The 23,468-nt window shown below is 67.2% G+C and carries 20 protein-coding genes; 9 read left to right on the top strand and 11 right to left on the bottom strand.

Going from position 1 to position 23,468, the window contains the following annotated elements; genetic code table 11:
- Positions 1 to 687, bottom strand: a complete 687-nt coding sequence (locus U1703_RS00270; RefSeq protein WP_332784101.1) for an acetylxylan esterase — start codon at positions 685 to 687, stop codon at positions 1 to 3.
- Between the two features lie 223 nt (positions 688 to 910).
- On the opposite strand from U1703_RS00270, the gene U1703_RS00265 reads away from it, so the two are divergent.
- Positions 911 to 1,825: an alpha/beta hydrolase gene (locus tag U1703_RS00265; protein ID WP_332784100.1), complete on the top strand. Its 915-nt coding sequence runs from the start codon at positions 911 to 913 to the stop codon at positions 1,823 to 1,825.
- 101 nt (positions 1,826 to 1,926) lie between these two features.
- Here the strand turns inward: U1703_RS00265 and U1703_RS00260 are convergent, their stop codons facing one another.
- On the bottom strand, positions 1,927 to 2,520 hold the full coding sequence (locus tag U1703_RS00260) for an exopolysaccharide biosynthesis protein (protein WP_332784099.1): 594 nt from the start codon (positions 2,518 to 2,520) through the stop codon (positions 1,927 to 1,929).
- A gap of 124 nt (positions 2,521 to 2,644) precedes the next feature.
- Here U1703_RS00260 and U1703_RS00255 point away from each other — a divergent pair, with 124 nt between their 5' ends.
- Genes U1703_RS00255 through U1703_RS00245 form a run of 3 tightly spaced genes read left to right on the top strand, consistent with a single transcriptional unit; the run spans position 2,645 to position 6,186 of the window.
- Positions 2,645 to 3,658, top strand: coding sequence for an SDR family oxidoreductase (locus U1703_RS00255; protein WP_332784098.1), 1,014 nt, complete (start codon positions 2,645 to 2,647; stop codon positions 3,656 to 3,658).
- Between the two features lie 50 nt (positions 3,659 to 3,708).
- Positions 3,709 to 5,562 carry a DUF885 domain-containing protein gene (locus U1703_RS00250; RefSeq protein WP_332784097.1) on the top strand — a complete coding sequence of 618 codons (1,854 nt, stop codon included), beginning with the start codon at positions 3,709 to 3,711 and terminating at the stop codon, positions 5,560 to 5,562.
- A 33-nt stretch (positions 5,563 to 5,595) separates the two neighbouring features.
- Positions 5,596 to 6,186, top strand: a complete 591-nt coding sequence (locus U1703_RS00245; RefSeq protein ID WP_332784096.1) for an NADPH-dependent FMN reductase — start codon at positions 5,596 to 5,598, stop codon at positions 6,184 to 6,186.
- An 88-nt stretch (positions 6,187 to 6,274) separates the two neighbouring features.
- On the opposite strand, the gene U1703_RS00240 is transcribed toward U1703_RS00245, so the two are convergent.
- Complete coding sequence (locus U1703_RS00240) at positions 6,275 to 8,479, bottom strand: putative bifunctional diguanylate cyclase/phosphodiesterase (RefSeq protein ID WP_332784095.1); 2,205 nt, start codon at positions 8,477 to 8,479, stop codon at positions 6,275 to 6,277.
- A 118-nt stretch (positions 8,480 to 8,597) separates the two neighbouring features.
- Here U1703_RS00240 and U1703_RS00235 point away from each other — a divergent pair, with 118 nt between their 5' ends.
- The 3 genes from U1703_RS00235 (at position 8,598) to U1703_RS00225 (ending at position 10,600) form a co-directional block, all read left to right on the top strand.
- Positions 8,598 to 9,440, top strand: coding sequence for a hydroxypyruvate isomerase family protein (locus U1703_RS00235; RefSeq protein WP_332784094.1), 843 nt, complete (start codon positions 8,598 to 8,600; stop codon positions 9,438 to 9,440).
- A gap of 67 nt (positions 9,441 to 9,507) precedes the next feature.
- Positions 9,508 to 9,975, top strand: a complete 468-nt coding sequence (locus tag U1703_RS00230; RefSeq protein WP_320451182.1) for a YaiI/YqxD family protein — start codon at positions 9,508 to 9,510, stop codon at positions 9,973 to 9,975.
- Between the two features lie 49 nt (positions 9,976 to 10,024).
- Positions 10,025 to 10,600, top strand: coding sequence for an FKBP-type peptidyl-prolyl cis-trans isomerase (locus tag U1703_RS00225; protein ID WP_332784093.1), 576 nt, complete (start codon positions 10,025 to 10,027; stop codon positions 10,598 to 10,600).
- Between the two features lie 25 nt (positions 10,601 to 10,625).
- Here the strand turns inward: U1703_RS00225 and U1703_RS00220 are convergent, their stop codons facing one another.
- The gene (locus tag U1703_RS00220) at positions 10,626 to 12,407 is read right to left on the bottom strand and encodes a M14 family metallopeptidase (protein WP_443025741.1); all 1,782 of its coding nucleotides are present in this window, start codon (positions 12,405 to 12,407) and stop codon (positions 10,626 to 10,628) included.
- Between the two features lie 197 nt (positions 12,408 to 12,604).
- Between U1703_RS00220 and U1703_RS00215 the strand changes: the two genes are divergently transcribed.
- Positions 12,605 to 14,038, top strand: a complete 1,434-nt coding sequence (locus tag U1703_RS00215) for a serine hydrolase domain-containing protein (RefSeq protein WP_332784092.1) — start codon at positions 12,605 to 12,607, stop codon at positions 14,036 to 14,038.
- Here the strand turns inward: U1703_RS00215 and U1703_RS00210 are convergent.
- Genes U1703_RS00210 through U1703_RS00200 form a run of 3 tightly spaced genes read right to left on the bottom strand, consistent with a single transcriptional unit; the run spans position 14,010 to position 16,517 of the window.
- Positions 14,010 to 14,834, bottom strand: a complete 825-nt coding sequence (locus U1703_RS00210; RefSeq protein WP_332784091.1) for an AAA family ATPase — start codon at positions 14,832 to 14,834, stop codon at positions 14,010 to 14,012. The genes U1703_RS00215 and U1703_RS00210 overlap by 29 nt on opposite strands.
- Positions 14,824 to 15,795 carry a 2-hydroxyacid dehydrogenase gene (locus U1703_RS00205; RefSeq protein WP_332784090.1) on the bottom strand — a complete coding sequence of 324 codons (972 nt, stop codon included), beginning with the start codon at positions 15,793 to 15,795 and terminating at the stop codon, positions 14,824 to 14,826. Before U1703_RS00205 ends, U1703_RS00210 begins: the two co-directional genes overlap by 11 nt.
- The gene (locus tag U1703_RS00200) at positions 15,792 to 16,517 is read right to left on the bottom strand and encodes a sensor histidine kinase (protein WP_332784089.1); all 726 of its coding nucleotides are present in this window, start codon (positions 16,515 to 16,517) and stop codon (positions 15,792 to 15,794) included. Before U1703_RS00200 ends, U1703_RS00205 begins: the two co-directional genes overlap by 4 nt.
- Before the next feature lie 35 nt (positions 16,518 to 16,552).
- On the opposite strand from U1703_RS00200, the gene U1703_RS00195 reads away from it, so the two are divergent.
- Positions 16,553 to 16,735: an alpha/beta fold hydrolase gene (locus U1703_RS00195; protein ID WP_332784088.1), complete on the top strand. Its 183-nt coding sequence runs from the start codon at positions 16,553 to 16,555 to the stop codon at positions 16,733 to 16,735.
- Between the two features lie 104 nt (positions 16,736 to 16,839).
- Here U1703_RS00195 and U1703_RS00190 read toward each other — a convergent pair whose 3' ends face one another.
- The 4 genes from U1703_RS00190 to U1703_RS00175 are packed head-to-tail and all read right to left on the bottom strand — an operon-like array spanning position 16,840 to position 23,367.
- Positions 16,840 to 18,333 carry a tryptophan halogenase family protein gene (locus U1703_RS00190; RefSeq protein ID WP_332784087.1) on the bottom strand — a complete coding sequence of 498 codons (1,494 nt, stop codon included), beginning with the start codon at positions 18,331 to 18,333 and terminating at the stop codon, positions 16,840 to 16,842.
- Positions 18,330 to 19,358, bottom strand: a complete 1,029-nt coding sequence (locus U1703_RS00185) for a cupin-like domain-containing protein (RefSeq protein WP_332784086.1) — start codon at positions 19,356 to 19,358, stop codon at positions 18,330 to 18,332. The genes U1703_RS00190 and U1703_RS00185 overlap by 4 nt, the downstream gene beginning before the upstream one ends.
- Entirely contained in the window at positions 19,351 to 20,055 is a 705-nt protein-coding gene (locus U1703_RS00180) for a SapC family protein (protein ID WP_332784085.1), read from the bottom strand. Before U1703_RS00180 ends, U1703_RS00185 begins: the two co-directional genes overlap by 8 nt.
- 60 nt (positions 20,056 to 20,115) lie before the next feature.
- Entirely contained in the window at positions 20,116 to 23,367 is a 3,252-nt protein-coding gene (locus tag U1703_RS00175) for a TonB-dependent receptor (RefSeq protein ID WP_332784084.1), read from the bottom strand.
- Positions 23,368 to 23,468 lie beyond the last annotated feature (101 nt).

The following is a 23,468-nucleotide window of genomic DNA, read 5'->3' as shown; positions in this document are numbered from 1 at the left end:
TCACTGGACGGCCAGCGTCAGGTCGCGGACAGGCTTTCCATCGGCATCGACGAAACGGACTGCGAAATCGCTGAGCCCCGGCCCGTTGATGACCGCGCCGCGCAGGATATTGCGTCCCCGGCGCAAGGTAAGCCGGTCGGACAGGACATCGTCCATCACCATCCGCCGGTCGTCATACAGGTCGGCGACGTTCGCCCCGTTCAACCACCAGCGCGAGGCCGAGTTGGAGCCGACCGCAAGGCGAACGTTCCGCCGCTCGCGCGGGCTGGTTACCACCGTCGTCGTCCAGAAGACGACACCATATTTCGGCTTACCCAGGCTTTGGGCAAAGTGGAACAGCTTCACGTCCCAAATCCGCGAGTCATAGGCGTGCCAGCGCAACGACTGGTCCCCGACGCGGACCGTCTGCCCCGCCCTGGGCAGCACGGCCCAGCGACCCGGATAGGTATCGGGCGACAAGGCCTGGCGGACATAGGTGCCGGTGAACACCGCATTGGTCGGGTTGGGCTTGGCGACGGGCTCAAGGATCAACCAGCGGCGCAGGAAACCATCCGCGTCCGGAGCGGCGGGAGCTGACGTCACCGGCGCGAACAGATCGCCGAGCGGCGGCACCGGCGGCGGCGCTGTCTGGGCGGCGACCGGTGCCGCGATCGCCACGATGCCTGCGATCCATGCCGTGCGTCGCATCCTGCTCTCCCTCTCATGCCAGTCGCCGGGGCAGTCATGTGCCGCCCTCGTCTCGTCCGGTCGAAACAAGCTAACGCCCTGAATGTTAGCGCGTCAACTTTCCAATCGCTTGCAGCCAGCCCTCATTTCTTATGCCGATTACCGTATTGCGGGTCAGGCCGAAGTCCTCCACGTTGGCGCTAACATGACGACGGCGAACGGCGCGTGGTGAGGGAGAGCGATGATGGCGGCGGGATGGCTTCGGGGTATCGCAGCGGCGGCGCTGATCGGCACGGCGAGTTGGGCAGGCGCGGCCGACAACGCAGTGGAACACGGCACGGGACGCTTTCCCGCGATGCTGGAGGAGCGGGCCGACCTTCCCGATCATGTCGTCTATCGCCCACGCGACATGGCGGCGCTGGGCCGGGCGAAGCTGGGCATCTATGTCTTCGGCAATGGCGGCTGCGGTTCGGACGGGACGGCGTCGCGCAACCACCTTCTGGAAATCGCTTCGCATGGCTATCTGGTGATCGCCTCCGGCACGATCCCTAAGCCCGCTGACGTGAAGACCAAGGCGTCCCCACCCGGTGGCGGGCTTCAGGTCGCGACGGCCACCCACCTGCTATCCGACGCGATCGACTGGGCGGTCCGGGAGAACGGCCGGGCGGACAGCCCCTTTCGCGATCGCATCGCCACCGACGAGATCGCCGCCTCGGGCTGGAGCTGTGGCGGGTTGCAGGCCCTGGCCGTCGCGGTCGAGCCGCGCGTCAAGACCAGCGTCATCATGAACAGCGGCTTTTTTCCAGCCGGTGCCAATCCCATTCCCGGCATCGTGTCGGACAAGGCACTGCTGAAGCGGTTGCACGGCTCGACGCTCTACGTATTGGGGGGCACGAGCGATATCGCGCATGGCAACGGCACCGATGATTTCGGCCGGATCACGCATATTCCAGCGGCCTTGGTCAACATCCCGGTCGGGCATGGCGGCACCTATATGCTACCACATGGCGGCGTCGCGGCGGAGGTCGTGACCGCCTGGCTCGACTGGCAGCTCAAGGGCGACGCGAAGGCCCGGCAACGCTTCGTCGGGGCCGATTGTGGTTATTGCCGCGATCCGCGCCTGACCCTCGACCGCAATGCGCTGTTGCAGAAACGCTAGGTCGGTCGGCGGCGCGGCGCTGATCATCAAGGCGGGCAGCGTCGCATTGGTGACGGAAATGCATTACGCAAGCGTCGCTCGGCTTCTGAGGGCAAACGCGATCAGGCTTGCGTGATCGCCAGATAGGTCCCGACGCCGACCGCCACCACCGCCAGCAGGATCGCGACGATCATCACCAGCCCGTCGCCGACCATCAATGCCAGGCCGAAGGCAGCGATGGCGGCCATCGGGGCGGTGGTGGCCAGTGGCAACAGCTCCAGCGGCGGCACCGCCAGCGCCAAGATGATACACGCCACCGCCGCCACGCGAGGAAAGGGCCCGTGGGTCAGGTATGGCAGCCGTCCGTGAAACCAGCGATCCGCCCAGGCGGCGGGTTTCCTGGCCTTGTCGATCGCACGGCGTACCGTCTTGCTGGCGACCGAACGCCGCCGGATGAAGCCCGGCAACCACAAATGCTTGCGCCCGAAGGCCAGCTGGACGGCGACCAGGATGATGATCGCGGCCAGAACCGTCGGCAGTCCCGGGATCGAGCCGATCGGCGAAATGTCGATCAGCGCGGGGATCAATAGCAACGGGCCGAACGAGCGCCGCCCGAACGCCTCGACCACATCGTCCAGCGCGACCCGGTCCTGCTTGTCCGCCAGACCGCGAAGTGTCTTCAGGATGTCGCCGATGCTGCTGGGGCCGTCCGTCATTCTTCGCAAACGGCAGGTGCGCCGCACGGTTCCTTGCGATGCGGTCGAGGATCGCTTGCGCATGTCGATGGTTCCAACAGGAAATACGCGACCCTTCCACCGGTTGTCCCGAAGGAACGAGATGATGAGCGACGCCTACACTTCCCGCCGTAGCGTCCTGGGCGGGGCCGCGTTCGGACTGGCCGCCGCTGCCGCGCCCGGCGCCGCCGTCGCCCAGGCTGCAGGTTCCCCGACGGGTGCGCCGATCACGCCGGTGCCGAGCCTGCACGATCCCCGCAGCGCGTACACCAGCACCCCCTTCCCCGAACAGCGCCAGCCCTGGCCCGCGCTGGCTGGCAAGATGACGCCGCGTCCCGATCACGGCGAGACGAGCTATCGCGGATCGGGCAAGCTGACCGGTCGCAAGGCGTTGATCACCGGTGGCGACAGCGGCATCGGGCGCGCCGCCGCCATCGCCTTTGCCCGCGAAGGCGCGGACGTCGCGATCAACTATTATCCCACCGAGGAACCCGACGCACGCGAGGTCGCCGACCTGATCCGCCAGGCCGGGCGCAAGGCGGTGCTGCTGCCCGCCGACATCCGCACGCAAAAGGCATGCGAGGACACCGTGCGCCGCGCGATCGCCCAGCTTGGCGGGCTGGACCTGCTGGTCAACAACGCCGCCTATCAACAATCGAAGGCGGACATCATGGAGATCAGCGACGAGCAGTTCGTCCGCACTTATGAAACCAACGTCTATCACGTCTTCCGATTTTCCAAGGCGGCGATTCCGTCGATGCCGCCCGGATCGGTGATCATCAACACCATCTCGCAGAACAGCTATGATCCCGGCGAGGACCTGATCGACTATGCCTCCACCAAGGCGGCGATCCAGAACCTGACGCGCGGCATGGCCAAGCAGCTCGCCAAGAAGGGCATCCGGGTCAACGCGGTGTCGCCGGGCCCGATCTGGACCCCGCTTCAGGTGGCGGGCGGCCAGTTGGCGGGCAAGATGCACGAGTTCGGCCAGGACACGCCGCTCGGTCGCGCCGGACAGCCTGCCGAGCTCGCATCGCTCTATGTCGCGCTGGCGTCGGGCGAGGCGACCTTCTCGACCGGTACGGCCGTCGGCGCGCATGGCGGCAAGGGCTTTCCGTGACATGGTAAAGCATATTTGACGGGCGGCGGGTGGACGGTCATCAATCGGGGATGACCAGCCTGCTCTCCCGTCGCCAGACCCTGATCGGCGCGACCGCCCTCACCGCCGCCACGGCGCTTCCGACCGCGCTGAGCGCCGCCACCGCGCCCGCCGATGCGGGGGCGACGCTCGACCGCATCGCCTGGGGGCTCCTGCCCCTGATGCCCGAACGCGCGACGACGCTGGGCGTGGACGAAGGCACCCAAGCCGATCTGCGGCGACGGCTGGAGGATCGCTCGCCCGCCGGGATCGCTGCGCGCCAGCGTTTCCTGACCGACAGCCTGAAGACGTTGGCACAGATGCCCCGCGAAGGCCTCGACCCGTCGACCGCGACCAGCATCGCCGTCGTCGAAAGCGCGTTCCGCACCGCCCTCGACGGCATGGCTCTGCCCTACGGCGTCGCCACGATCGGGGACTGGCGCAACACGCCGTACGGCGTGATCCAGAATGTCGGGGCCTGGCTCGACGTGCCGCAGATGCTCGACGGCGATCAGCCGGTTCGCAACGCCGCCGACGCGGAAGCCTATCTCGCTCGCCTGGCCGCCATGTCCGCCCAGCTGGACGGAGAGACGGTACGCATCCGGCAGGCCCGCGAACAGGGGCTGGTGCCCCCCTCCTTCCTGCTCGACAAGACGATCACCGGCATGACCCGAACGATCGCCGAGGCCGCCACGCCCGATGGCCCGCTCGTCGGCCCGCTGGTGCGCAAGACCAAGGCGATCCCCGGCGACTGGGCAGGCCGCGCGGTGCCGATCGTTCGTACCGGCATCGTGCCCGCGCTGGAGCGTCAGCTGGCCGAACTGCGCGCCCAGCGTGCGGTGGCGAGCGATGCGGCGGGCTTGGGCACCCGCCCGCACGGCCCCGAATGGTATGCCTGGGGTCTGCGCGCGGGCACGACCACCCGCCGCAGCCCGACCGAACTTCACCGGATGGGCCGGGCCCGGCTGGCCGAGCTTCAGGCGCAGATGGACGTGATCCTGCGCAAGGAAGGCCTGACCGAGGGGAGCGTGGCCGAGCGTGCCATCGCCTATCAGCGCCGCCCCGGCATCGGTTTCCCGGACAATGACGACGGGCGGCGTCAGATCATCGCCTATATGCAGGCCCGGATCGACGCGATCCGCCCGCGCCTGCCCGATGCCTTTCGCCGTCTGGCGCGCGGAAATCTGGAGATCCGGCGCATGCCGCTGGCGCAGGAGGCCGGGGCGCCCGCCGCCTATGGCGGGCCGGGCACGATCGACGGGCGGGAGCCGGGCAAGGTCTGGGTCAATCTGGGCGATCCGACCATCCACAACCGCGTGACCATCCCCGACCTCGTCTATCATGAGGGCATTCCGGGCCATGTCTGGCAGGGCGAATATGCGCAGAAATTGCCGCTGATCCGCTCGATCCTGGCGTTCAACGCCTATTCGGAAGGCTGGGCGCTGTATGCCGAACAGCTGGCCGACGAGCTGGGCATGTATCGTGACGATCCTGCCGGACGTCTGGGCTATCTGATGGGGCTGGCGTGGCGGGCGGTGCGGCTGATCGTCGACACGGGCATCCATGCCCTCGGCTGGTCGCGCGACAAGGCGCTGGCCGAATTTGTAGCCGCCACCGGCCTGCCGCGCACCAATGCGGTCAGCGAAGTCGACCGCTATTGCGCCTGGCCGGGCCAGGCCTGCGGCTATGAGGTCGGACGGGCCGAGATCGTCGCCCAGCGGGCACGGGCGCAGGCGGCATTGGGTGCGCGGTACGATCTGCGCGATTTCGACCAGGCGGTCGTCGATGGCGGCAATGTCCCGCTCAACGTCCTGGCGGACAACGTCTCGCGCTATATCGCGCTGACCAAGCGCCAGGCCGGATCAACGCCCCGTCGCCGGCGTTGATCCGGCGAGCAGGCAAGGAACAGGCGTAACGTCATGGCTGACCGGATATTGATCTTCTACGGCTCCTACCGATCCGATCGGCAGGGCATCCGACTGGCCGATTATCTGGTCGGCGCCTTTCGGGATCGCGGTGCCGAGGCCGAGCTGATCGACGCCAAGGCCATCGACCTGCCGATGCTCGACCGTATGTACAAGGAATATCCCAAGGGCGAAGCACCCCCCGCGCTGGAGGCACTGGCCGACAAGATCCGGTCCGCCGACGCGTTCGTGTTCGTCACCGGCGAATATAATTGGGGGCCGCAGCCCGGCCTCAAGAACCTGACCGACCATTTCCTCGAGGAATGGTTCTGGCGACCTGCCGCCATCGCCAGCTATTCGGCGGGACGACTTGGGGGTGCGCATGCCAGCGTCGGATGGCACGGTACGCTGACCGAGATGGGGATGGTCGTCGTGTCGAGCACACTGGCGGTCGGTGGCATCGGCCAGGCGCTTGATGAACAGCGGCGACCGACCGGGGATGGCGGTGCTTCGCTGGCCCGCGCCTTTCCCCGCTTTGCGGACGACCTATCCTGGTGGGCCGCCGCCGCCCGCGAACATCGCGCCAAGGTAGCGCCGCCCTATTGACGGCGGCGGCGACCGCTCGCTTCGGTTCGAAGTACGGGGCGTTACCGGCGATTTGCGAAGATCGCGGCAAGGCCCGAACGCGGTAGCGTCAGCTCACGCGGCGCATCGCGGGCGGGGATGATACCGCCGCGATGCCTTCGTTCCGGTATTCGCCGGAGACCGCGAACAGCTCCGCAATCGCTGCCGCTTCCATCGGCCGTCCGGTGAACCACCCCTGTGCCTGCGACCAGCCATTGGCGCTTAGCCAATCGAATTGCTGCTGGGTTTCGACGCCTTCGGCGGTGGTCGTCATGGAAAAGGCCTGTCCCATCTCGCCCGCCGCGCGCGCGATCGCCTGCGACTGGCGTGAACTGCCGAGATCGCCGACGAAGCAGCGGTCGAGCTTAAGCTTGTCGAACGGGAAATGCCGGAGATAGGATAGCGAGGAATAGCCGGTTCCGAAATCGTCCAGCGCGATCCGCACACCCGCCTTGCGCAGGCTATGCAGTATGGCGAGATTGCGTTCGTTCTCGCTCAGCAGCACCGACTCCGTGATCTCCAATTCCAGCCGCCCTGCTGCCAGTCCCGCTGCCGCAAGGGCACCGATCACCCGCAGGGGCAGGCTTTCGTCGCGGATCTGGACCGGTGACAGGTTGACCGCGATCATCCTGTCCTGCGGCCAGGACGCTGCCGTTCGACATGCCTCGGACAGGACCCAGTTGCCCAGCGGCACGATCAGGCCGGTATCCTCGGCCAGCGGGATGAATTCGGCTGGCGAAATCTCTCCCTGCACCGGATGCCGCCAGCGCAGCAATGCCTCGGCACCGGCATATTGGCCGGTCGCAATGTCCATGATGGGCTGATAGACCAGCCGCAATTCGCCCCGGCCCAACGCCACCTCCAGGTCGCGTTTCATCGACTGGCGCGCCTGCGCCCGCTCGGCCATCGGCGCGTCGAAGGTCCGGATGACGCCGCGCCCTTCCGCCTTGGCGCGGTAGAGCGCGATGTCGGCCGCGCGGAACAGGTCGTTCTCCGAACTATGGCTTGGCGACGAGGAGGCGATGCCGATGCTCGCGGCCAGCTTGATCGCCACCCCGTCGACGGCGAAGGGTTTCGCCAGCGCGGCCATCAGGGCACTGGCCAGTCCCTCGGCATCGCTGGCACCGGACTGGGGAAGATGGACGACCGCGAACTCGTCGCCGCCCAGCCGCGCGAGCACATCCCCCTCGCCCAGCGCCGCCGTGAAACGGCCCGCCACGGCGCGCAGCAGATCGTCGCCGACCGAATGGCCCAGCGTGTCGTTGACCTCCTTGAACTGGTCGAGATCGAGCAGCAGGATGTGCGTCTGCCGCTCCAGGCGACCATCAAAGGCATGGCCCAGCGCCTGGTTGAAGACCGCCCGGTTGGCGAGCCCGGTCAAGGGGTCCTGATGGGCAAGCTGGACCAGCGTGTCGCTGGCCCGGCGCGCTTCGGTCACGTCATGGAAGAAGACCGCCAGCCCGTCACCCGTCGGACAGGCCTTGATCTCCAGCCATTTGTTCACATTCGGCAGATAGGCGTCGAAGCGGACCGGCTTGCCGGTGTCGATCGCCTCCTGATAGCGGAGCTCGTATTCTGACCCGCGATATTCGGAATAGATATCCCAGAAGGAGTCGCCGACCGTCCCGCCGCGCATCAGCTTGACGAACTCGGCCCCGCGCATGTTCATGAAGGTGATGCGCCATTCGCGGTCCATGACGACCACGGAGTCGGTCGTGCTTTCCAAAATGTTGCGGGTCAGCGTCTCGCTGGCCTTCAGCGCTTCCTCGGCCAGCCGGGCATCGTGCCGGTCCTCCATCGTGCCGTACCAGCACCGGATCGCGCCGTCCGGTCCCCGGCGCGGCGTCAGGCGGCTGTGGAACCAGCGGGCCTCACCGTTCCGCATCACCAGTCGCTGCTCGAACTCGAACGGCTCGCCCAGTGCCAGCGCGGCCCGGCACCGGGCCAGCGTCGTGGCCTTGTCGTCGCCATGCAGCGCCCGTGTCCAGCCGGCACCCAGACTGTCGCGAATGCCGAGGCCGGTCAGCGTCTCCCAGAGAGCAGGAAGTTCGGTGACATCGCCATTGGGCGCGGTCGTCCACAGGATCTGGTTGCTGAGATCGCAGGCATATTGGAAGCGCGCCTCCTTGTCGGCCAGCCGTGCCTGCAGGTCCGCCACCGCCGCTTCCAGCGCTGCGATCCGACCGGCATCGGCCGACGGATCGGGACGCGGTCGTCCATCGGAGCAAAAGGGCTCCGCGTGATCCGGGCCAGGCGTCTTCGTCACTGTCTTCACGGCCTCTCCCGCACCTTCATTACCCTATACGTAATGCACGATGCTTAATGCTCCGTTGCCATCGTCGAGCGAGCGGTCACGGCCTTGCGCTGGCCGTCTGCCGGGCTAGGCTGTCGCCATGATAAACCGGCGCCACCTCATCGGATCCTCCCTCGCCGCCTGCGCCACGCACCGTGCGATCGCCGCAACGCCGGCTCCGCGTGGCCGGTTGAAACAGTCGGTCAGCCGCTGGTGCTATCAGGATATTCCACTCGATACGCTGTGTGCGGCGGCCGCGCGGATCGGCTTGCAGGGCATCGACCTGCTGCAACCCGCCGAATATGACGTGCCGCGCCGCCACGGCCTGCGCTGCACCATGGGCTATGCCGCCGAAATGATGACCATCGCCGACGGGCTCAACCGGCGCGAGCATCACGACGCGATCGAACGCGCCTTTCGAACCGGCATTCCGCAAGCCGCCAAGGCGGGCGTACCCAATGTCATCGCCTTTTCGGGCAATCGGCGCGGCATGTCGGACGAGGAGGGCGCGGCGAACACCGTGATAGGCCTGAACCGGTTGAAGCGGATCGCGGAGGATCACGGCGTGACCATCTGCGTCGAACTGCTGAACAGCAAGGTCGACCATCCCGATTACATGGCCGACCACACCGACTGGGGAGTCCGCGTCGCCCGCGAGGTGAACTCGCCACGGGTCAAGCTGCTCTACGACATCTACCACATGCAGATCACGGAGGGCGACCTGATCGCCACGATCCGCAGGAATATCCGCTGGATCGGCCACTTCCACACCGGCGGGGTGCCGGGCCGCCACAATCTGGACGATAGCCAGGAGGTGAATTGGCGGGCGGTCGCCAGGAGCGTCGCCGACCTGCCTTTCGACGGCTATTTCGCGCATGAATTCGTGCCGACCGGCGACCCGCTGACCGCGCTGGCGCAGGCGGTGCGGACCTGCACCGTCTGACCGGGCGATCCGCGCGACGGTCCGACAAACATTGCCGTCTGCGGTCGCACCGTGGCATGGCGGGAGGGTGCAACACCAACCCCAGATCCTCGTCGATGCCGACGCCTGCCCCGTAAAGGAGGAAATCTACCGCGTCGCCTATCGCCTGGAGGTGCCGGTGATCGTGGTCAGCAACGCGCATCTGCGGGTGCCGCCGCATCCGCTCATCACGCGCGAGGTCGTCGGCGCGGGCTTCGATGCCGCCGACGACTGGATCGCCGAGCGCGCCCATCCGGCCAGCGTCGTGGTCACCGCCGACATCCTGCTCGCCGATCGTTGCCTGAAGGTCGGTGCGGCGGTGATCTCGCCCAACGGCAAGCCGTTCACCACCAGCTCGATCGGCAACGCGGTTGCCGTTCGCGCGATCATGGCCGACCTGCGGGCGGGCGGCGACCGGATCGGCGGGCCGCCGCCTTTCGGCAAGGAGGACCGGTCGCGCTTTCTGTCCGCGCTGGATACGGCGCTGACCGCGATCCTGCGCAAGACCAGAAGCTGATCCGTTCGCCCGCTTGATCGCCCCCGGCCGGGCGGTTAGGCCCCGGAGCATGACCATGTTCCCCCACCTGCGCCGCCGCTTCGCCGCCGCCCTCACCCTGTCCGCCGTCATGGCATCGCCTGTGATCGCCGAGGCCCAGACGCGGCCACCGGCCGCCGCACCGACTCCGGCCGGTGCCGGTATCATATCCCTGCCGCTGAACCCGATCGTCCCGGCGGCGCAGCGAACCTGCACCGCAAAGACGCCGTCGGGCCTGGGCTATTCGGTGCTGCGTCCGGGGACGGGTGCCAAGCCGACGGCCGACGACACCGTTCTGGTCAACTATATCGGCTATCTCGCCGCGACCGGCGCGGCCTTCGACCAGTCGATGCAGACACCGATGCCGGTCGGCGCGGTCATTCCGGGCTTTTCGCAGGGGCTGCAACTGGTCGGACGCGGCGGGGTCATCCGGCTCTGCATTCCCGCCGCGCTCGGCTATGGCGCACGGGAAGCCGGACAGATCCCCGCCAATTCCGACCTGGTCTTCCAGGTCGAGATGCTCGACTTCAAGACGGCTGCGGAAATCGCCGAGATGCGCAAGGCCGCCGAAGCCGCTGCACCGACCCCGTCGCAGCCGCAGCCTTGATCCTGGCGGGCCGTCGCGCGGGGGCTCAGTCGACCTCGCGCAGGATCGGGTAACGCAACGGATAGGGATGACCCGGCCCGGCCTGGGCGTAAAGCCAGGCCAGCCGGGCATCGGGATCGGCCGCAAAGCCCGGTTCGGCCTTCAGCTTCGCCTTGAACGCGGCCTTTACCTTCGCATCGGTGTCCAGCAACCGCTCGCCCAGCGCGGCCAGGATATAGGCATCGGTACTGGGGGCTGGCGACAGCATCTCGGGAAAGAAACCCCAGGCCAGGAACGAGTCCTGGCTCTCGGGCTCCAGCAACGCCGCCGCCAGCAGGCCGAGCGGCTGGTCGGCGGACACCCGGACGCTGCCCGCAGCCAGCGTCTGTTCGGCCGGTTCGTGGACGAAGCGCGCGGTGATCGGATAGCGTCCCTCACTGGCCTTCCGGACCTGAGGATCGACCAGCCGGACCCGGTCGACGCGAAGGGTGCGGGGGGCGGCGATCGTGTCGAATGCGATACCGTGCAGGCGCAGACGCTTGATCACGTCGGTCTGCGATGGCGGCACCCACCAGGCGCGGGGCAGGCGGACCGTCTCGGTCGGCTGCTGGCCGATGATCGGCATCCGAAACGTGATCGGCCTGCCCAGCCAACGCTGTTCGTCCCGGCCCGATGCGGGTGAGCGATAGGTGTCGAACGCCACGCCCTTGAAATTATCGATCCATCCGATCGGCTCGGCTTTCGGTTGCCAGCGGGTCAGCAATTCGGCCGGACGGCTGGCACGGTCACGTGCCTTGGCGGCGGCGATCCGGTCGGCATCGCTGGCGGCGATCTTCAGCGCCGCCTCCAGCAGGACATAGGTGCCCAGCACGCGCTGGCGATAGGGTTTGAGCATGTGGTTCTCTACCAGAACGGTCGGGATACCGACGAAATCGCCATAGCCGGTCGAGTAGCGTGGCCCCTCCGGGCTGTAGCGGATACCCTTTTCCGGGTGCCGCGCATCGATCGGGCTGGGATAGATGATCGGGGTGTGCCCCGCCCCGGTCAGCGCACCGGACACGGCCGGACCGAAGCGCCCCTGGAGCCAGTCGGCGGTCGCGCGGTGGCGCGCATAGGTGCCCCAACCGGCATAGGTAAAGGTCACGTCATACTGCATGTCGAAGCCTTCGCTGACATGGCAGTCGATATAGAGGATGGGATCGAGCGACCGGATCAGGCCGATCATCGCACGCGATTCCGGCGCGTCCAGCTTGGCGTAATCGCGGTTCAGGTCGATATCGCGCGCATTCGTATCACGGCCTTTCTCGGCCGGTCCCCGGATATGCGGGTAGTTATAGGCGCTGGCCTGTTCATGCCCGTCGATATTGTAGATGGGCACGAAGACCAGATCGACCTTGTCCAGCAGGCTGTCCTTGCCCCGCAGCGCGATGTCGCGCAGCAGCATCAGCCCGGCATCCTTGCCGTCGATCTCGCCCGCATGGATACCGCCCTGGACCAGAACCACGGGCTTGCGCGCGCCGCCCTTGCTGGCGCGGACATAGACCATCTCGCGCCCCTCGCCCGTGCGGCCGAATGTCTGCACCTTGATCAGCGGCGACGCGGCGGCAAGGCGATCGAGCCAGCCCCGCACCTCGGCATAGCGCGGCGTCGTCCGGAATTGCGCGGCCTCCGCCGGGGTGATCCAGGGGTCGTTCGCCGGGGCGATCAGGGTCTCGCTCTTTCCCGACCAGGGCAGTGCCGGCGGCAGGCGCAGGGGCTCCTGCGCCGGCAACGCACCGCCCGTCGCAAGCAGGATCAGGCCGAGAATGGCGGCAGTATGCAAGTTCAAGGATCGACTTCCGCTTCGATGGATCATGTCGGACGCCACATATGAGACGTTGCATCATACCGCAACGGTCGGACAAATCCGGGTTACCGTTCCACTGCCTCCGTTGCAGGATGTATAACTGTACGTCGGTCGGCTTGTGGCGTTGTGGGACGCTTCCCACCTGCATGGCCGATACAGCACGCAGATGGGTGTGAGACATGAGCAGACTGACCGGCTTGGCATGCCTCCTCTCTGCACTTTCGGCCCCCGCGTCGGCGCAGGAATTGCGGCCCCAGACGGTCGCGATGATCGAGCAGGGCTTGCGGCCTGCGGTGATGCTGGCGGGATCGCCGCCGCCGCTTCGTACCCTGACGGCCGAGATGGACCGGCTGCACGTCCCCGGCGTCAGCATCGCGGTCATGCACAACGGCGTCATCCAATGGGCCAAGGGCTATGGCGTCACCCGCGCCGATGGCGGGCCGGTCACCCCCGACACGTTGTTCCAGGCCGGGTCGATCAGTAAGCCGGTCACCGCGCTGGCCGCCTTGCGGCTGGTCCAGCGGCATCGGCTTTCCCTCGACGGCGACGTCAACGCCCGGCTGAAGGGGTGGAAGCTGCCGGTGCCGCCCGGCGCGCCGGTGACGCTGCGCGAACTCCTGGCCCATAGGGCGGGGACGACCGTGCACGGCTTCCCCGGCTACCCCGCCGGTGCCCCTTTGCCGACTGTCGAGGATATCCTGGCTGGGCGCGCGCCCGCCAACACGGAAGCGGTCGTCGTCGATACGCCGCCGGGCACGGCCTGGCGCTATTCGGGCGGCGGTTATACCGTCGTGCAGAAACTGATCGGCGATGTGACCGGGAGACCCTTTGCCCAGGTGCTGGCCGACGAGGTCCTGCGTCCGGCGGGCATGACGGACAGCCGCTTTGCCCAGCCCCTCCCCTCGGTTGAGCTGGCCCGCGCGGCTTTGCCGCATGACGCCATGGGCCATCCGCTGACCGGTGGTCCGCGCACCTATCCCGAACTGGCCGCCGCCGGGCTCTGGAGCACGCCGACCGATCTGTTGCACTATGCCGTCGCGGTGCGCGACAGCGCGCAGGGCAAACGGGGGGCGCTGCTCGATCAGCAGCTTGCGACTGAGATGCTGACGCCCGGCAAGGGCGATTACGGCCTGGGCCTGGAGGTGCACGGCGCGCCCGACAATCGTGATGCCTCCCATGGCGGCAGCAATATGGGGTATGAAAATTTCCTGGTCAGCTTCACCGGGACCGGAGACGGCGTCGCGGTCATGACCAACGGCGCGCAGGGCAACGAACTCGCGCTCGAAATCACGCGCAGCGTCGCGGCCGCCTATGACTGGCCACGTTATCGCACCATCGAGCGCGCCCGCGTCCCGATCCCCGCCGCGACGCGGGCGCGACTGGCCGGGACCTACGCCATTCCCGGGCTTGGCACTTTTTCGATCGGCGGGGCGGCGGATGGCCTGACCCTGTCGCTGAAGGACGGCGCCAGCGAGCAGCTCTACGCCGCAGGCCCCGACCGCTTCTTCATCCTGTCGACCGACCTGATCGTCCAGCTCGACCCCGGCACCACGCCGATCACCGGCCGGATCGTCACCGGTCCGTTCAACATGGCCTTTCGCAAACAGGACTGACACCGGGCACGGCCGCCAGGGTGCGATCGGGGTTCAGCGGTAGCCACAGGTCGGCCCGGCTCGGCATTTCTGCGCAGATGTGGCGGGTCAGCCGCTCATAATGGCTGACGAAGCGGGTCAGCCGCGCGGCGTCCATCACCCCATCTTCACGCCCCCGCGAGCGGCGCAACGCTTCTTCCTGTTGCGTGCGCCAGCGCAGCACCATGGACCAGTCGGGGGGCGTCATCACGGCGAGCAGGTCGATGGGATCGAACAGCGGCCGATAGGCGGTGGCCAGGGCATGATTGACATGGCGGCGCCAGACGCCGTCGGCATCTTCCTCCGCCTCCAGCCGGTTGAGCGGCGCGATCAGCGCCTCGTCGCTATCCGGGCGCGCGCCCACGCACCAGCCCTCGAAGATCAGCAACGAACAGGACGCCGGCGCTCGGGGCCAGCCACTGGCGCAGGCTCGGTCGTCGATCGCCTTGTCGAACCGGGGCAAGGCGGGCCGTTCGCCGCGCCGGATCGCCGCCAGCGTCTCGACGCCCAGCGCGACGTCATGCGTGCCCGGCACCCCGCGCGTCCGGAACAGGGGATGGACCTCGGCCGCCAGCCGCCGCCGCTCGGCAAGGGTAAGGTACAGGTCGTCGAGCGACAGGATCGCGGTGCCCGCAAATTGTTCGGCCAGCCGGGCGGCGACGGTCGACTTGCCGCTGCCCTGCGCGCCGCACAGGCCCAGGACCAGCGGCGGATCGCCTGCCCCGCGCGCCGCCAGCCGGTCGCGGCTCAATGCGGCGATCACGGCCTCAGGCGACACGATCAGCAGGCTCCTCGCCACGAAAAAAAGCCGCCAGATTGTCCGCCGCGCGCAGGCCCATCGCGGTCCGTGCTTCGATCGTCGCGCTGCCCATATGCGGCAAAAGGACCGCACGGGGATGCGCCAGCAGGCCGGGATGAACCTGCGGCTCCCGCTCATAGACATCGAGCCCGACGCCGCCGATGACACCCCGATCCAACGCATCGACCAGCGCCGCCTCGTCGATCACCGACCCGCGCGCGGTGTTCACCACGATGGCATGGGGCCGCATCTGCGACAGCAGGCTTGCATCGACCATGTGCCGGGTGTCCGCCCCACCCGGCACATGCAGCGACAGGACATCGCAAGCCTGCGCCAGTTCCGCGATCGACGGCACGCGCTCGGCACCGAGCGCCTGCTCGACCTCCGGCATAGCGGCCGAGCGACTGGCATAACGGATCGTCATACCCAGCCCGCGCGCCTTGGCCGCCGTCGCCTGCGCGATCCGGCCGAAACCGACAAGCCCCAGCGTCTTGCCCGACAGCCCCTGCCCGATCAGATGCGAGGGGCGCCATCCGCGCCACTGGCCTGCGCGCAATTCGCGCTCGCCTTCGCCCGCGCGTCGTGCGGTCATCAGCATCAGCAGGATCGCGATCTCGGCGGTCGCCTCGGTCAGGACGTCCGGGGTGTTCGTCACGACCACGCCCGCCTCACCCGCCGCCGCCAGGTCGATATGGTCGACGCCTGCCCCGTAATTGGCGATGATCCGCACCCGCCGCCCCGGCACGGCGAACAGTTCGGCGGGGATCCGGTCGGTGATCGTCGGCATCCAGGCATCGTAACCCGTCATCGCCTCGGCCAGCGCGACGGCGTCGAGCGGCCGGTCATCGGTGCTGAGCGTCGTGTCCCAGGTCTCGGCCAAATGACGCTCCACCGCCTCGGGAAGGCGGCGGGTCACGAGCAGCTTGGGTCGGTCGGTCATGGTCGTCGACAATCCTCATGGCGGGCCAGGACCAACTCCGGAAAACCCAGCGTGATCCGCAACCCCGGCCGCGTGTTGACGATGTCCAACGCGGCGTCGAGCCGCAATGCGGCGGAACGGACGATGGCGAGGCCCAGCCCGCTGCCCTCGCTATCCCGCGCGGTCGACAGACGCATGAACCCCTCGCCCAGCCGGGCCAGTTCGCCCTCGGGCAGGCCGGGGCCGTCATCGGCCACCATGACCCTGACACCTTCCCCGACTTCGTCCGTTACCGTCAGCATCACATGCCCGCCGCGCCGATTATAGCGGATCGCATTGTCGAGCAGGTTGGACAGGATCTCGAACAACAGGGTCCGGTGGCTGGCGATGACGATCTTGGCGTGGGCGTCGAGATCGATCTCCACCCCGGCCTCGATCGCCTGCGCGATCCGGCGATTGATGACCGCGACCGCCACCTTGCGCAGATCGACGCGCTCGCGCGGCGGTGCGACGCCTGCCTCCTCGGCGCGGACCAAGGACAGGAGCTGCGTCACCAGATGCTCCAGCCGATCGGCGGCGTCGGCAATCTCGCCCAGCGCAGCCGGACTGCCCCGGCGGGCCAGCGCCACCTGCACCTTCAGCGCCGCCAGCGGCGTGCGCATCTGGTGCGAGGCATCGGCGGTAAAGCGCCGCATCCCCGCCGTCGCGCTGTCCAGCCGGGCAAGGAGATGGTTGAACTGCATCGGCGAGCGGACGCAGCTCGACCGGCAGCGGCCCGGTGTCGAGCGGCGACAGGTCGGGCGTCGCGTGCGTGTCGCGTGCCGCCACCGCCCCGCGCAGGCCCGCCAACGCCGCCGTCCGGGTGCCGACGCTGGTGGCCGGGGGCGAGCGCGACCGTATCTGCGTGCCCACCGACGCGCGCGCTTTGTCCGTTCGCATTGCAGGTGCCCGTTTCCATTAAACCGGCAACTGCGGCCACTTGGCACCGATCAAGCGGCTGGGGGGAAGTCACCATGCTGTTATGCGACTGGTTGAACGGCGCGCGGTAGGCGGCCAGGCCTTGGACTAAGCGGAATGCGGGCAATATCGCGCGAGGAAGGCGGCATGATCAGGAATGGGCTGCAGCTGCCTCGACAGCTGTTCGTCCAGCCCCTGTAGCGACTCCCGCAGCGCCTGTTCGGACAGCATCCGCACGATCCGGTGATGGTCCTTGGGGATCAGCTTCTGCCCCAACATGACCGAAACCCAGGAGTCGATCTTGAACAGGTCGTCCTGCCCCTGCCACGCCCCCGCGCTCTCGGCGAACAGCGCCATGCGCTGGGCCAGTGTCTCGGGCACCGCCATCGATCGACAACGATCCCAGAATAGTGAGTCCGCACGTTCGGTCTGTGCGTAGTGCAGGATGATGAAGTCGCGGATATGCTCCCATTCGTGGCGGCACTGGGCGTTGAACCGCGCCGCCAGCGCCGTGCTCTCCCCGCCCTGGAACGGGAAGGACTGGATCAGGCGCATCACCGCAATCATGGCCAGGTGGATGCTGGTCGACTCCAGCGGCTCGATGAAACCCGCCGCCAGACCCAGCGCGACGCAATTATGACTCCACGCCTTTCGCCGCATCCCGGCGCGGAAGCGCAGGGCACGGGGGGCGAACAACGGGGTCCCCTCGATGCCGTCGAGCAGGGTGGCCGTCGCCTCGTCCTCGCTCATATGATCGGAGGAATAGACCAGGCCGTTTCCGACCCGCGTCTGCAACGGTATCCGCCAGCGCCACCCCGCCCGATGTGCGATGGCCCGTGTATAGGGCACTGGCGCGCCGACCGCTTCGGTCTGGACGGCCAGCGCGCGGTCGCAGGCCAGCCATTCACTCCAATCCTCGAAGCCGGTCTGAAGCGCCCCGTCGATCAGCAGCGCGCGAAATCCGGTGCAGTCGAGGAACAGGTCCCCCGCGATCCGGTCACCCGTTGCCAGGTGCAGCGCCGCGATGTCGCCATTGGCATCGTCGCGCTCGACCTGCACGATACGTCCCTCGATCCGTCGCACGCCGGCGGGTTCGGCGATTCCGCGCAGGAAACGCGCATAGGCCGTCGCGTCGAGATGATAGGCATAGGCCAGCGTATCGGCGCCATCGCGCCCGAACCGGCCCGCCGCCGCCGCCCGCGCTTCCAGCGAGTAATCGGTATAGGCGCCGCCGAAACCGTGCCGCCGCGCCTCCAGCCAGAAATGCTGGAAATCGGCGATCGCTACCGATCGGCCCACCGTTCCGAAGGGGTGGAAATAGCGCTCGCCCAGTCCTCCCCAATTCTCGAACGCGATGCCGAGTTTGAAGGTCGCCTGCGTCGCCTTCATGAACGCCGCTTCGTCGATCCCCAGGAACGCATGAAAGCTGCGCGCCGTGGGGATGGTGGACTCGCCCACGCCGACGGTTCCGATTTCGTCGGACTCGACCAGCACGACATCGACCAGCGGCCCCAGTTGCCGCACCAATGCGGTCGCCGCCAGCCACCCCGCCGTCCCGCCGCCTGCGATGACGACACGGGTCTGCGGCCGGGGATCGCTCATCGGTTGAGCCTTTGCAGAAGATAGGCACGAAGCCGCCGTGCCGTGGCTTCGTCCAGCGGGGCGAGCGGACCGTGCGACGCCGGGGGCAGATGACCGATAACCGCCTCGGGCTGGCTGAAAACATAATGGTCGAAGATCGCCCGCCAGGCCTGCTTCTCGGCGTCCGGCCGGTCACGCAAAGACAGTATCGCGTGCAGCACCGTGTCCATCGGCGTGTCGAGATAATCCGGCGCGGCGTTCCACCAGTAATTGACGAGGATATTGAACGCCTCCAGCGCCTCGACATGATGCCACCACAGCGCCGGATAGACGAGCATGTCGCCGGGTTCGAGCTCGGCCACGACCGCATGGTCGATCGCCTCGGCGAAGCGAGGATAGCGTGTCAGGTCGGGGCTGGCGAAATCGACCATGCTGACGACCTGGCCGCCCGGCGTCGGGGCCAGCGGGCCGGGATAAAGATTGCCGATCTGGTCGGGCGGGAACAGCGTGAACCGGCGCCGACCAACCGCACAGATCGCCGCATTGTTCGCCATGTCGTAATGTGCCGAGGCGATGGTGCGGTTGCCGATCCAGATGCTGGCCATCGGCGGATGCCGCGCGAACAGCCCGTCCGACGGCACGAGCGCGTTCTCGTCCCGAAAACCGGGCAGATAGGTGTCGAGATCGGTCGACCCCATGTATAGCGCGGGCGAACCCTCCGCCCCGTCCAGCACCTGCGCCATGAAGTCGCGCAGCGGCACGGTCACGGCCTGGAAATTCAGGCCGGTCGCGGTGGCGTCATAGTGGAACCGCCCCTCGATCGCCGCATCGCCGACATAACCGGTGACAGGCCGCCCGCGATCGAAGCGCAGCACATAGTCGGCGGCCGTGCGGGCGGACTCCAGACCGGCGCGGACCAGCGGCCAGTTCGCCGCATAGCCTCGCAGGATCACCGGCTCGTTCCGCAGGACCAGTGCGGCCAGGTCGGGCTCGCCTGTGATCGTCATCTCATGCGCCTGCCGCGCAACGGGCAGGCGATCAGCCATGGACGTCCCGGCGCAGCTTGCGGTCGATCAGATGCTGGAGATTGCCGAGCGAGGACGCGATCCAGAACGCGGGACGCAGATGGTCGCGCGCATGGAGTCCGCCCAGCACCTCGCCCTCCAACGCCGCCAGCCGCCCGGTGTCGATGGTCAGGCAATCCGGGACATTGTACCGCCGCCCCTCGTCCAGATCGAGCTGGAGGACGGCGGGCATCAGCAGGCCCAGCGCGTCCCAGGCCTGGAACAGTGCCTGCTCACCCTGCACCCCCTGATAGATGCGCTGGAGCATGACCGAGACATGGTCGAGCAGCGGCGCGTTGCCACCATGCGGACGAAATACCGCCATGCCATCGGCGGTCAGGCGCGGATGCTCGGGATCCACGAACACCATCGGTTCGCCATCCGGGTCATGGCCGATCGAAAAGGGCCCGCGTGCGCGGGTCGCGGGAATGTAGCGCGCGTCCCAGCGGTCGTCGGCCAAGAACAGATTTTCGTCGGGGTCCAGGCCCAGCAGGACGGTCGCATAGAACGCCCCCGCCTCGTCCCGGCGCAGCACGATGGCATATTCGCGCTGCAACTCCTCATATTCGGCCGGAAACACCCGCGTCTGGTTGACGGCATCGCCGAAGCGCGCGTGATGGCCGATCGCGACGCGCAGGTCGCGATGGTCGATATTGTTGAGCAGGACAGGTGCGGCCATGATCGCCCCATGTACCCGGAAGACCGCAGGGGGGACAGCGGCCTTCCGAGTTTCACGAAATCAGAAACGATACCGGGCGCCGACCAGATAGCGGGCGGAGCCTTCCGCCAGATACCAGGTATTCATCCGGTCGCGGCCATAGGTCTGGACACCCTCCTCGGTCAGGTTGATCGCCTCGAAGCCGAGCGCGAAGCGCGGCGTCAGGTCGAAGCTCATCGAAAGGTCGAGCTGCCCATAGGGCGCGGTAAAGACCGGGTTGCGATCGCCGCCACGGTTGATGTCGCTCAGGAACTTGTCGCGCCAGTTATAGGACAGGCGCACCGAAATGCCGCTCTTGTCATAAATCAGCGTGGCGTTGGCGGTGTCGGACAGGCCGACCAGCGCGAAGGTGTTCACGCTGGGATCGGCGGCGATGTCGATGCCGATATTGCCGCGGACCAGCGTGTAACTGGCGGCCACGCCGAAGCCGGTGTCGCCCAAGAAATACTGGCCCGCTAGCTCGACGCCGTAGATATGCGCATCGCGATTGTTGATCGGCGTGTTCACCGCGAAGTTGAACAGCGGGTCGCTGGAGTTCGGGCTGATGTCGATCTGGCTAAGGATCGAGTCGACGAAGCCCTGGTTCAGCGCGCGGCTCTGCGTGTTGTAATTGGCCGCGAACTGCGCATTGGCCGCCGCGACATTGCCCGCATTCTGCTGCAGGAGGGCCGTATAGGTGAACAGGTTCACGTCGGTGATGTCCGCACCGAACGTGTTCGCCAGCTGCTCGCGGGCCGTGCCCGACCGGGTGCCCGCCTGCCCCGACGTCGCATCGCGCAGGCCGAACAGGTTGCGGTTCACGACCGTGTTGCCGATGAAATCGTGCACCCGCTTGTCGAAGAAGCCCGCCGACAGGAAGACGTCCTTGCGCGGATACCATTCGACCGAAAGGTCGATATTGTCCGACGACAGCGGCAGCAGGCCGGTATTGTTGGACGAGCCCGTCGCGATGCCGCCGATCGCGGTCGGCCGCCCCGGCGCACCGACCCCGGTCGAGGCGAAGAGGTTGCCATATGGCGCCCGCGAGATGGTCTTGCTGTAAGAGGCGCGGGCGAACAGATTGTCCAGCACCTCGATCTTGGCGTCCACGGCGGGCAGCCAGTTGTTGTAGGATCCCCGCGCGGAGATCGCCTGCTGGTCGGTGCTGTTCTGCACCACGAAGTCATTGTCCGCGGTCCACACGATCGCCAGCGGCACCGGCTGCAACGACACGGCGCGCACCTTGGTATTCTCGTAGCGTAGCCCCGCCACGACCTGTGCGTTGCGGCCGAAGACCTGCCCGTTCCAGCTCCCCTGAAGATAGCCGGACCAGATATTCTCGCGCACCGAATTGTCGCTGTTGGCGTCGATATTGTTGCGGTGGTCGACCCCGTCGTTCGTCACGCCGGAATAATAGTTGAACAGCGTGTTGTAGAGCTTGGTCGCATCCTCTGTACGGAAGGCGATCTGGGTGTTCGGATCGGCGTTGGGGTTGTTATGCTCGAACTTGCAGGTGTTGCAGAACTGGAAGACCTGCCCGGGTGCCAGCCGCGCGATATCGGGCGGCAGCGAGTTGCCCCAGTCGCCCAGCACCTGACGCGTGTTGAACTGGGTCTGGCGGGTCGTCGTGGTGCGGTAATCGGCACCGGCATCGAAGCGGACCTGGTCGGTCAGTTCCCAGGCGGCGTCCGCCCGCAATTCGCGGATACGCTGCGTCTGGTTGGAGGCGAATTGGCGCTGCACCGCGCTCGCCAGATCGCCGACGTCCAACACACCGTTATTGTTGCCCTTGATGAAGGTCTGACCCGTCGGCGACACGCTGGTGGTGCCGTCGTTGATCGCCAGCGTCTGCTGCGGGAAGCCGCGATCGGTCCAGCGCAGCGTGTGGCCGGTCACGACCGGCGCGTTGATCGCCACGGTGGTCGAGGTCTGGCCATTGGGATTGTCGGGCAGGCTCTGCGCCTCACCGACATGGCCATCGATCGACAGGGTGAAGCGCTCGCTCGGCTTCCATTCGATATTGCCACCGATATCGTAGAGCTTGTTCTTCTGCGCGCGATAGGCCTGCTCGAACGCGGCGTCCTTCACGCCGTTGATCGTCTCGGCCAGGAACTGGGTGGTGGCGATGCCGTTGCTGGCATCGTCGAACGTCACCTCGCTGAACGGACGATTGAACCAGTTGGACTGGCTCGACCGGCGTTCGGACTGGCGAAGCTGGGCATAGAGGCCGTCGGCGGTGAAGGTCAGCGTGTCGGTCGGGCGGAATTGCAGGATCGCCTGCCCGTTGATCCGCTCGCGGCTGGCCTCGGAGAAGTGGTAGCGGAAGTCGTTGGGCACCGATACCAGCGGGTTGCCGGTCGGGCGATTGTTGATCTTGGTCGCGCCGTTCACGAAGCCGTTCGAGGGGTTCAGGAAGTCGTTCAGCGACCGGATATTCCAGTTGTCGGGCGCCACGCTGGCGAAGCTGAAATTGCGCTTCTGATAGCTGCCGAACAGCGACACGCCGACGCGCTTCTCGCTGTCGGTCCAGCTGGCGGTGCCCGACGCTTCCGGGGTGACCCGCGCGCCGCAGTCGATGCAATCGGCCGAGCTGTTGTCATAGCTGCCCTTGACGCCCAGCGACCCGACCAGGCCCGTATCGGCATTGTCGAGCGGGCGGCGGCTGACCACGTTGACCGTCGCGCCGATACCGCCCGACGGAATGGCCGCGCGTCCGGTCTTGTAGACCTCCAGCGTCTTGACCCCTTCCGAGGCGAGGTTGGAGAAGTCGAACGAGCGCCCGAAGCCGCCAGCGCCGTCGCCGCCCTGGTCGCCGCCGACGGCCACGATGTTGGACGTCGCCAACTGGCGGCCGTTGAGCGTGACGAGATTATACTGCGCGCCGAAACCGCGCACGGTGACGGTCGAACCTTCGCCATTGCGCCGGTCGATAGAAACGCCGGTGATCCGCTGAAGCGACTCGGCCAGGTTGGTGTTGGCGAACTTGCCGATATCCTCCGCGCTGATCGCGTCGACGACGCCGTTGGAGTCGCGCTTGATGGCGATCGAGCGTTCCAGCGAGGCGCGAACGCCAGTAACGACGATGTCGCCGGAGCTGGTTTCGGGCTGGGGATTGGTCGGGCTGGCCTCGCCCGGCGGGGGTGTTTGACTGCCGGTATCGGCCTGGGGCGTACCCTGTTGCGGATCGATCGGCGCGGTCTGTGCCTGGCCCTGCGAGGCCAGCAGCAATCCCGCCGTCAGGCCCAGAACCGATGTCGAGCGCACGAGCACGCGCGCAAGCGTCTTCCCCTTCATCCCACCTCTCCCTTTGCGGCTTTCGTTGCGCCGCGTTTACGCCGATGGTTTCGGCTAATTATTTTCTTTATAGATCATTGCTATACCGACCGACATCGGTG

This window comes from Sphingomonas flavida (assembly GCF_036663655.1).
Classification (GTDB): domain Bacteria; phylum Pseudomonadota; class Alphaproteobacteria; order Sphingomonadales; family Sphingomonadaceae; genus Sphingomonas.
Note: the sequence above shows the minus strand (reverse complement) of the source record. Positions and strands in the feature narration are given on the sequence as shown.

Bases quoted from the DNA above. Each gene is read 5' to 3' on its own strand.
- U1703_RS00270 (WP_332784101.1), bottom strand. From the start codon at position 687: ATGCGACGCACGGCATGGATCGCAGGCATCGTGGCGATCGCGGCACCG.
- U1703_RS00265 (WP_332784100.1), top strand. From the start codon at position 911: ATGGCGGCGGGATGGCTTCGGGGTATCGCAGCGGCGGCGCTGATCGGC.
- U1703_RS00260 (WP_332784099.1), bottom strand. From the start codon at position 2,520: ATGACGGACGGCCCCAGCAGCATCGGCGACATCCTGAAGACACTTCGC.
- U1703_RS00255 (WP_332784098.1), top strand. From the start codon at position 2,645: ATGAGCGACGCCTACACTTCCCGCCGTAGCGTCCTGGGCGGGGCCGCG.
- U1703_RS00250 (WP_332784097.1), top strand. From the start codon at position 3,709: ATGACCAGCCTGCTCTCCCGTCGCCAGACCCTGATCGGCGCGACCGCC.
- U1703_RS00245 (WP_332784096.1), top strand. From the start codon at position 5,596: ATGGCTGACCGGATATTGATCTTCTACGGCTCCTACCGATCCGATCGG.
- U1703_RS00235 (WP_332784094.1), top strand. From the start codon at position 8,598: ATGATAAACCGGCGCCACCTCATCGGATCCTCCCTCGCCGCCTGCGCC.
- U1703_RS00225 (WP_332784093.1), top strand. From the start codon at position 10,025: ATGACCATGTTCCCCCACCTGCGCCGCCGCTTCGCCGCCGCCCTCACC.
- U1703_RS00215 (WP_332784092.1), top strand. From the start codon at position 12,605: ATGAGCAGACTGACCGGCTTGGCATGCCTCCTCTCTGCACTTTCGGCC.
- U1703_RS00205 (WP_332784090.1), bottom strand. From the start codon at position 15,795: ATGACCGACCGACCCAAGCTGCTCGTGACCCGCCGCCTTCCCGAGGCG.
- U1703_RS00200 (WP_332784089.1), bottom strand. From the start codon at position 16,517: ATGCAGTTCAACCATCTCCTTGCCCGGCTGGACAGCGCGACGGCGGGG.
- U1703_RS00190 (WP_332784087.1), bottom strand. From the start codon at position 18,333: ATGAGCGATCCCCGGCCGCAGACCCGTGTCGTCATCGCAGGCGGCGGG.
- U1703_RS00185 (WP_332784086.1), bottom strand. From the start codon at position 19,358: ATGGCTGATCGCCTGCCCGTTGCGCGGCAGGCGCATGAGATGACGATC.
- U1703_RS00180 (WP_332784085.1), bottom strand. From the start codon at position 20,055: ATGGCCGCACCTGTCCTGCTCAACAATATCGACCATCGCGACCTGCGC.
- U1703_RS00175 (WP_332784084.1), bottom strand. From the start codon at position 23,367: ATGAAGGGGAAGACGCTTGCGCGCGTGCTCGTGCGCTCGACATCGGTT.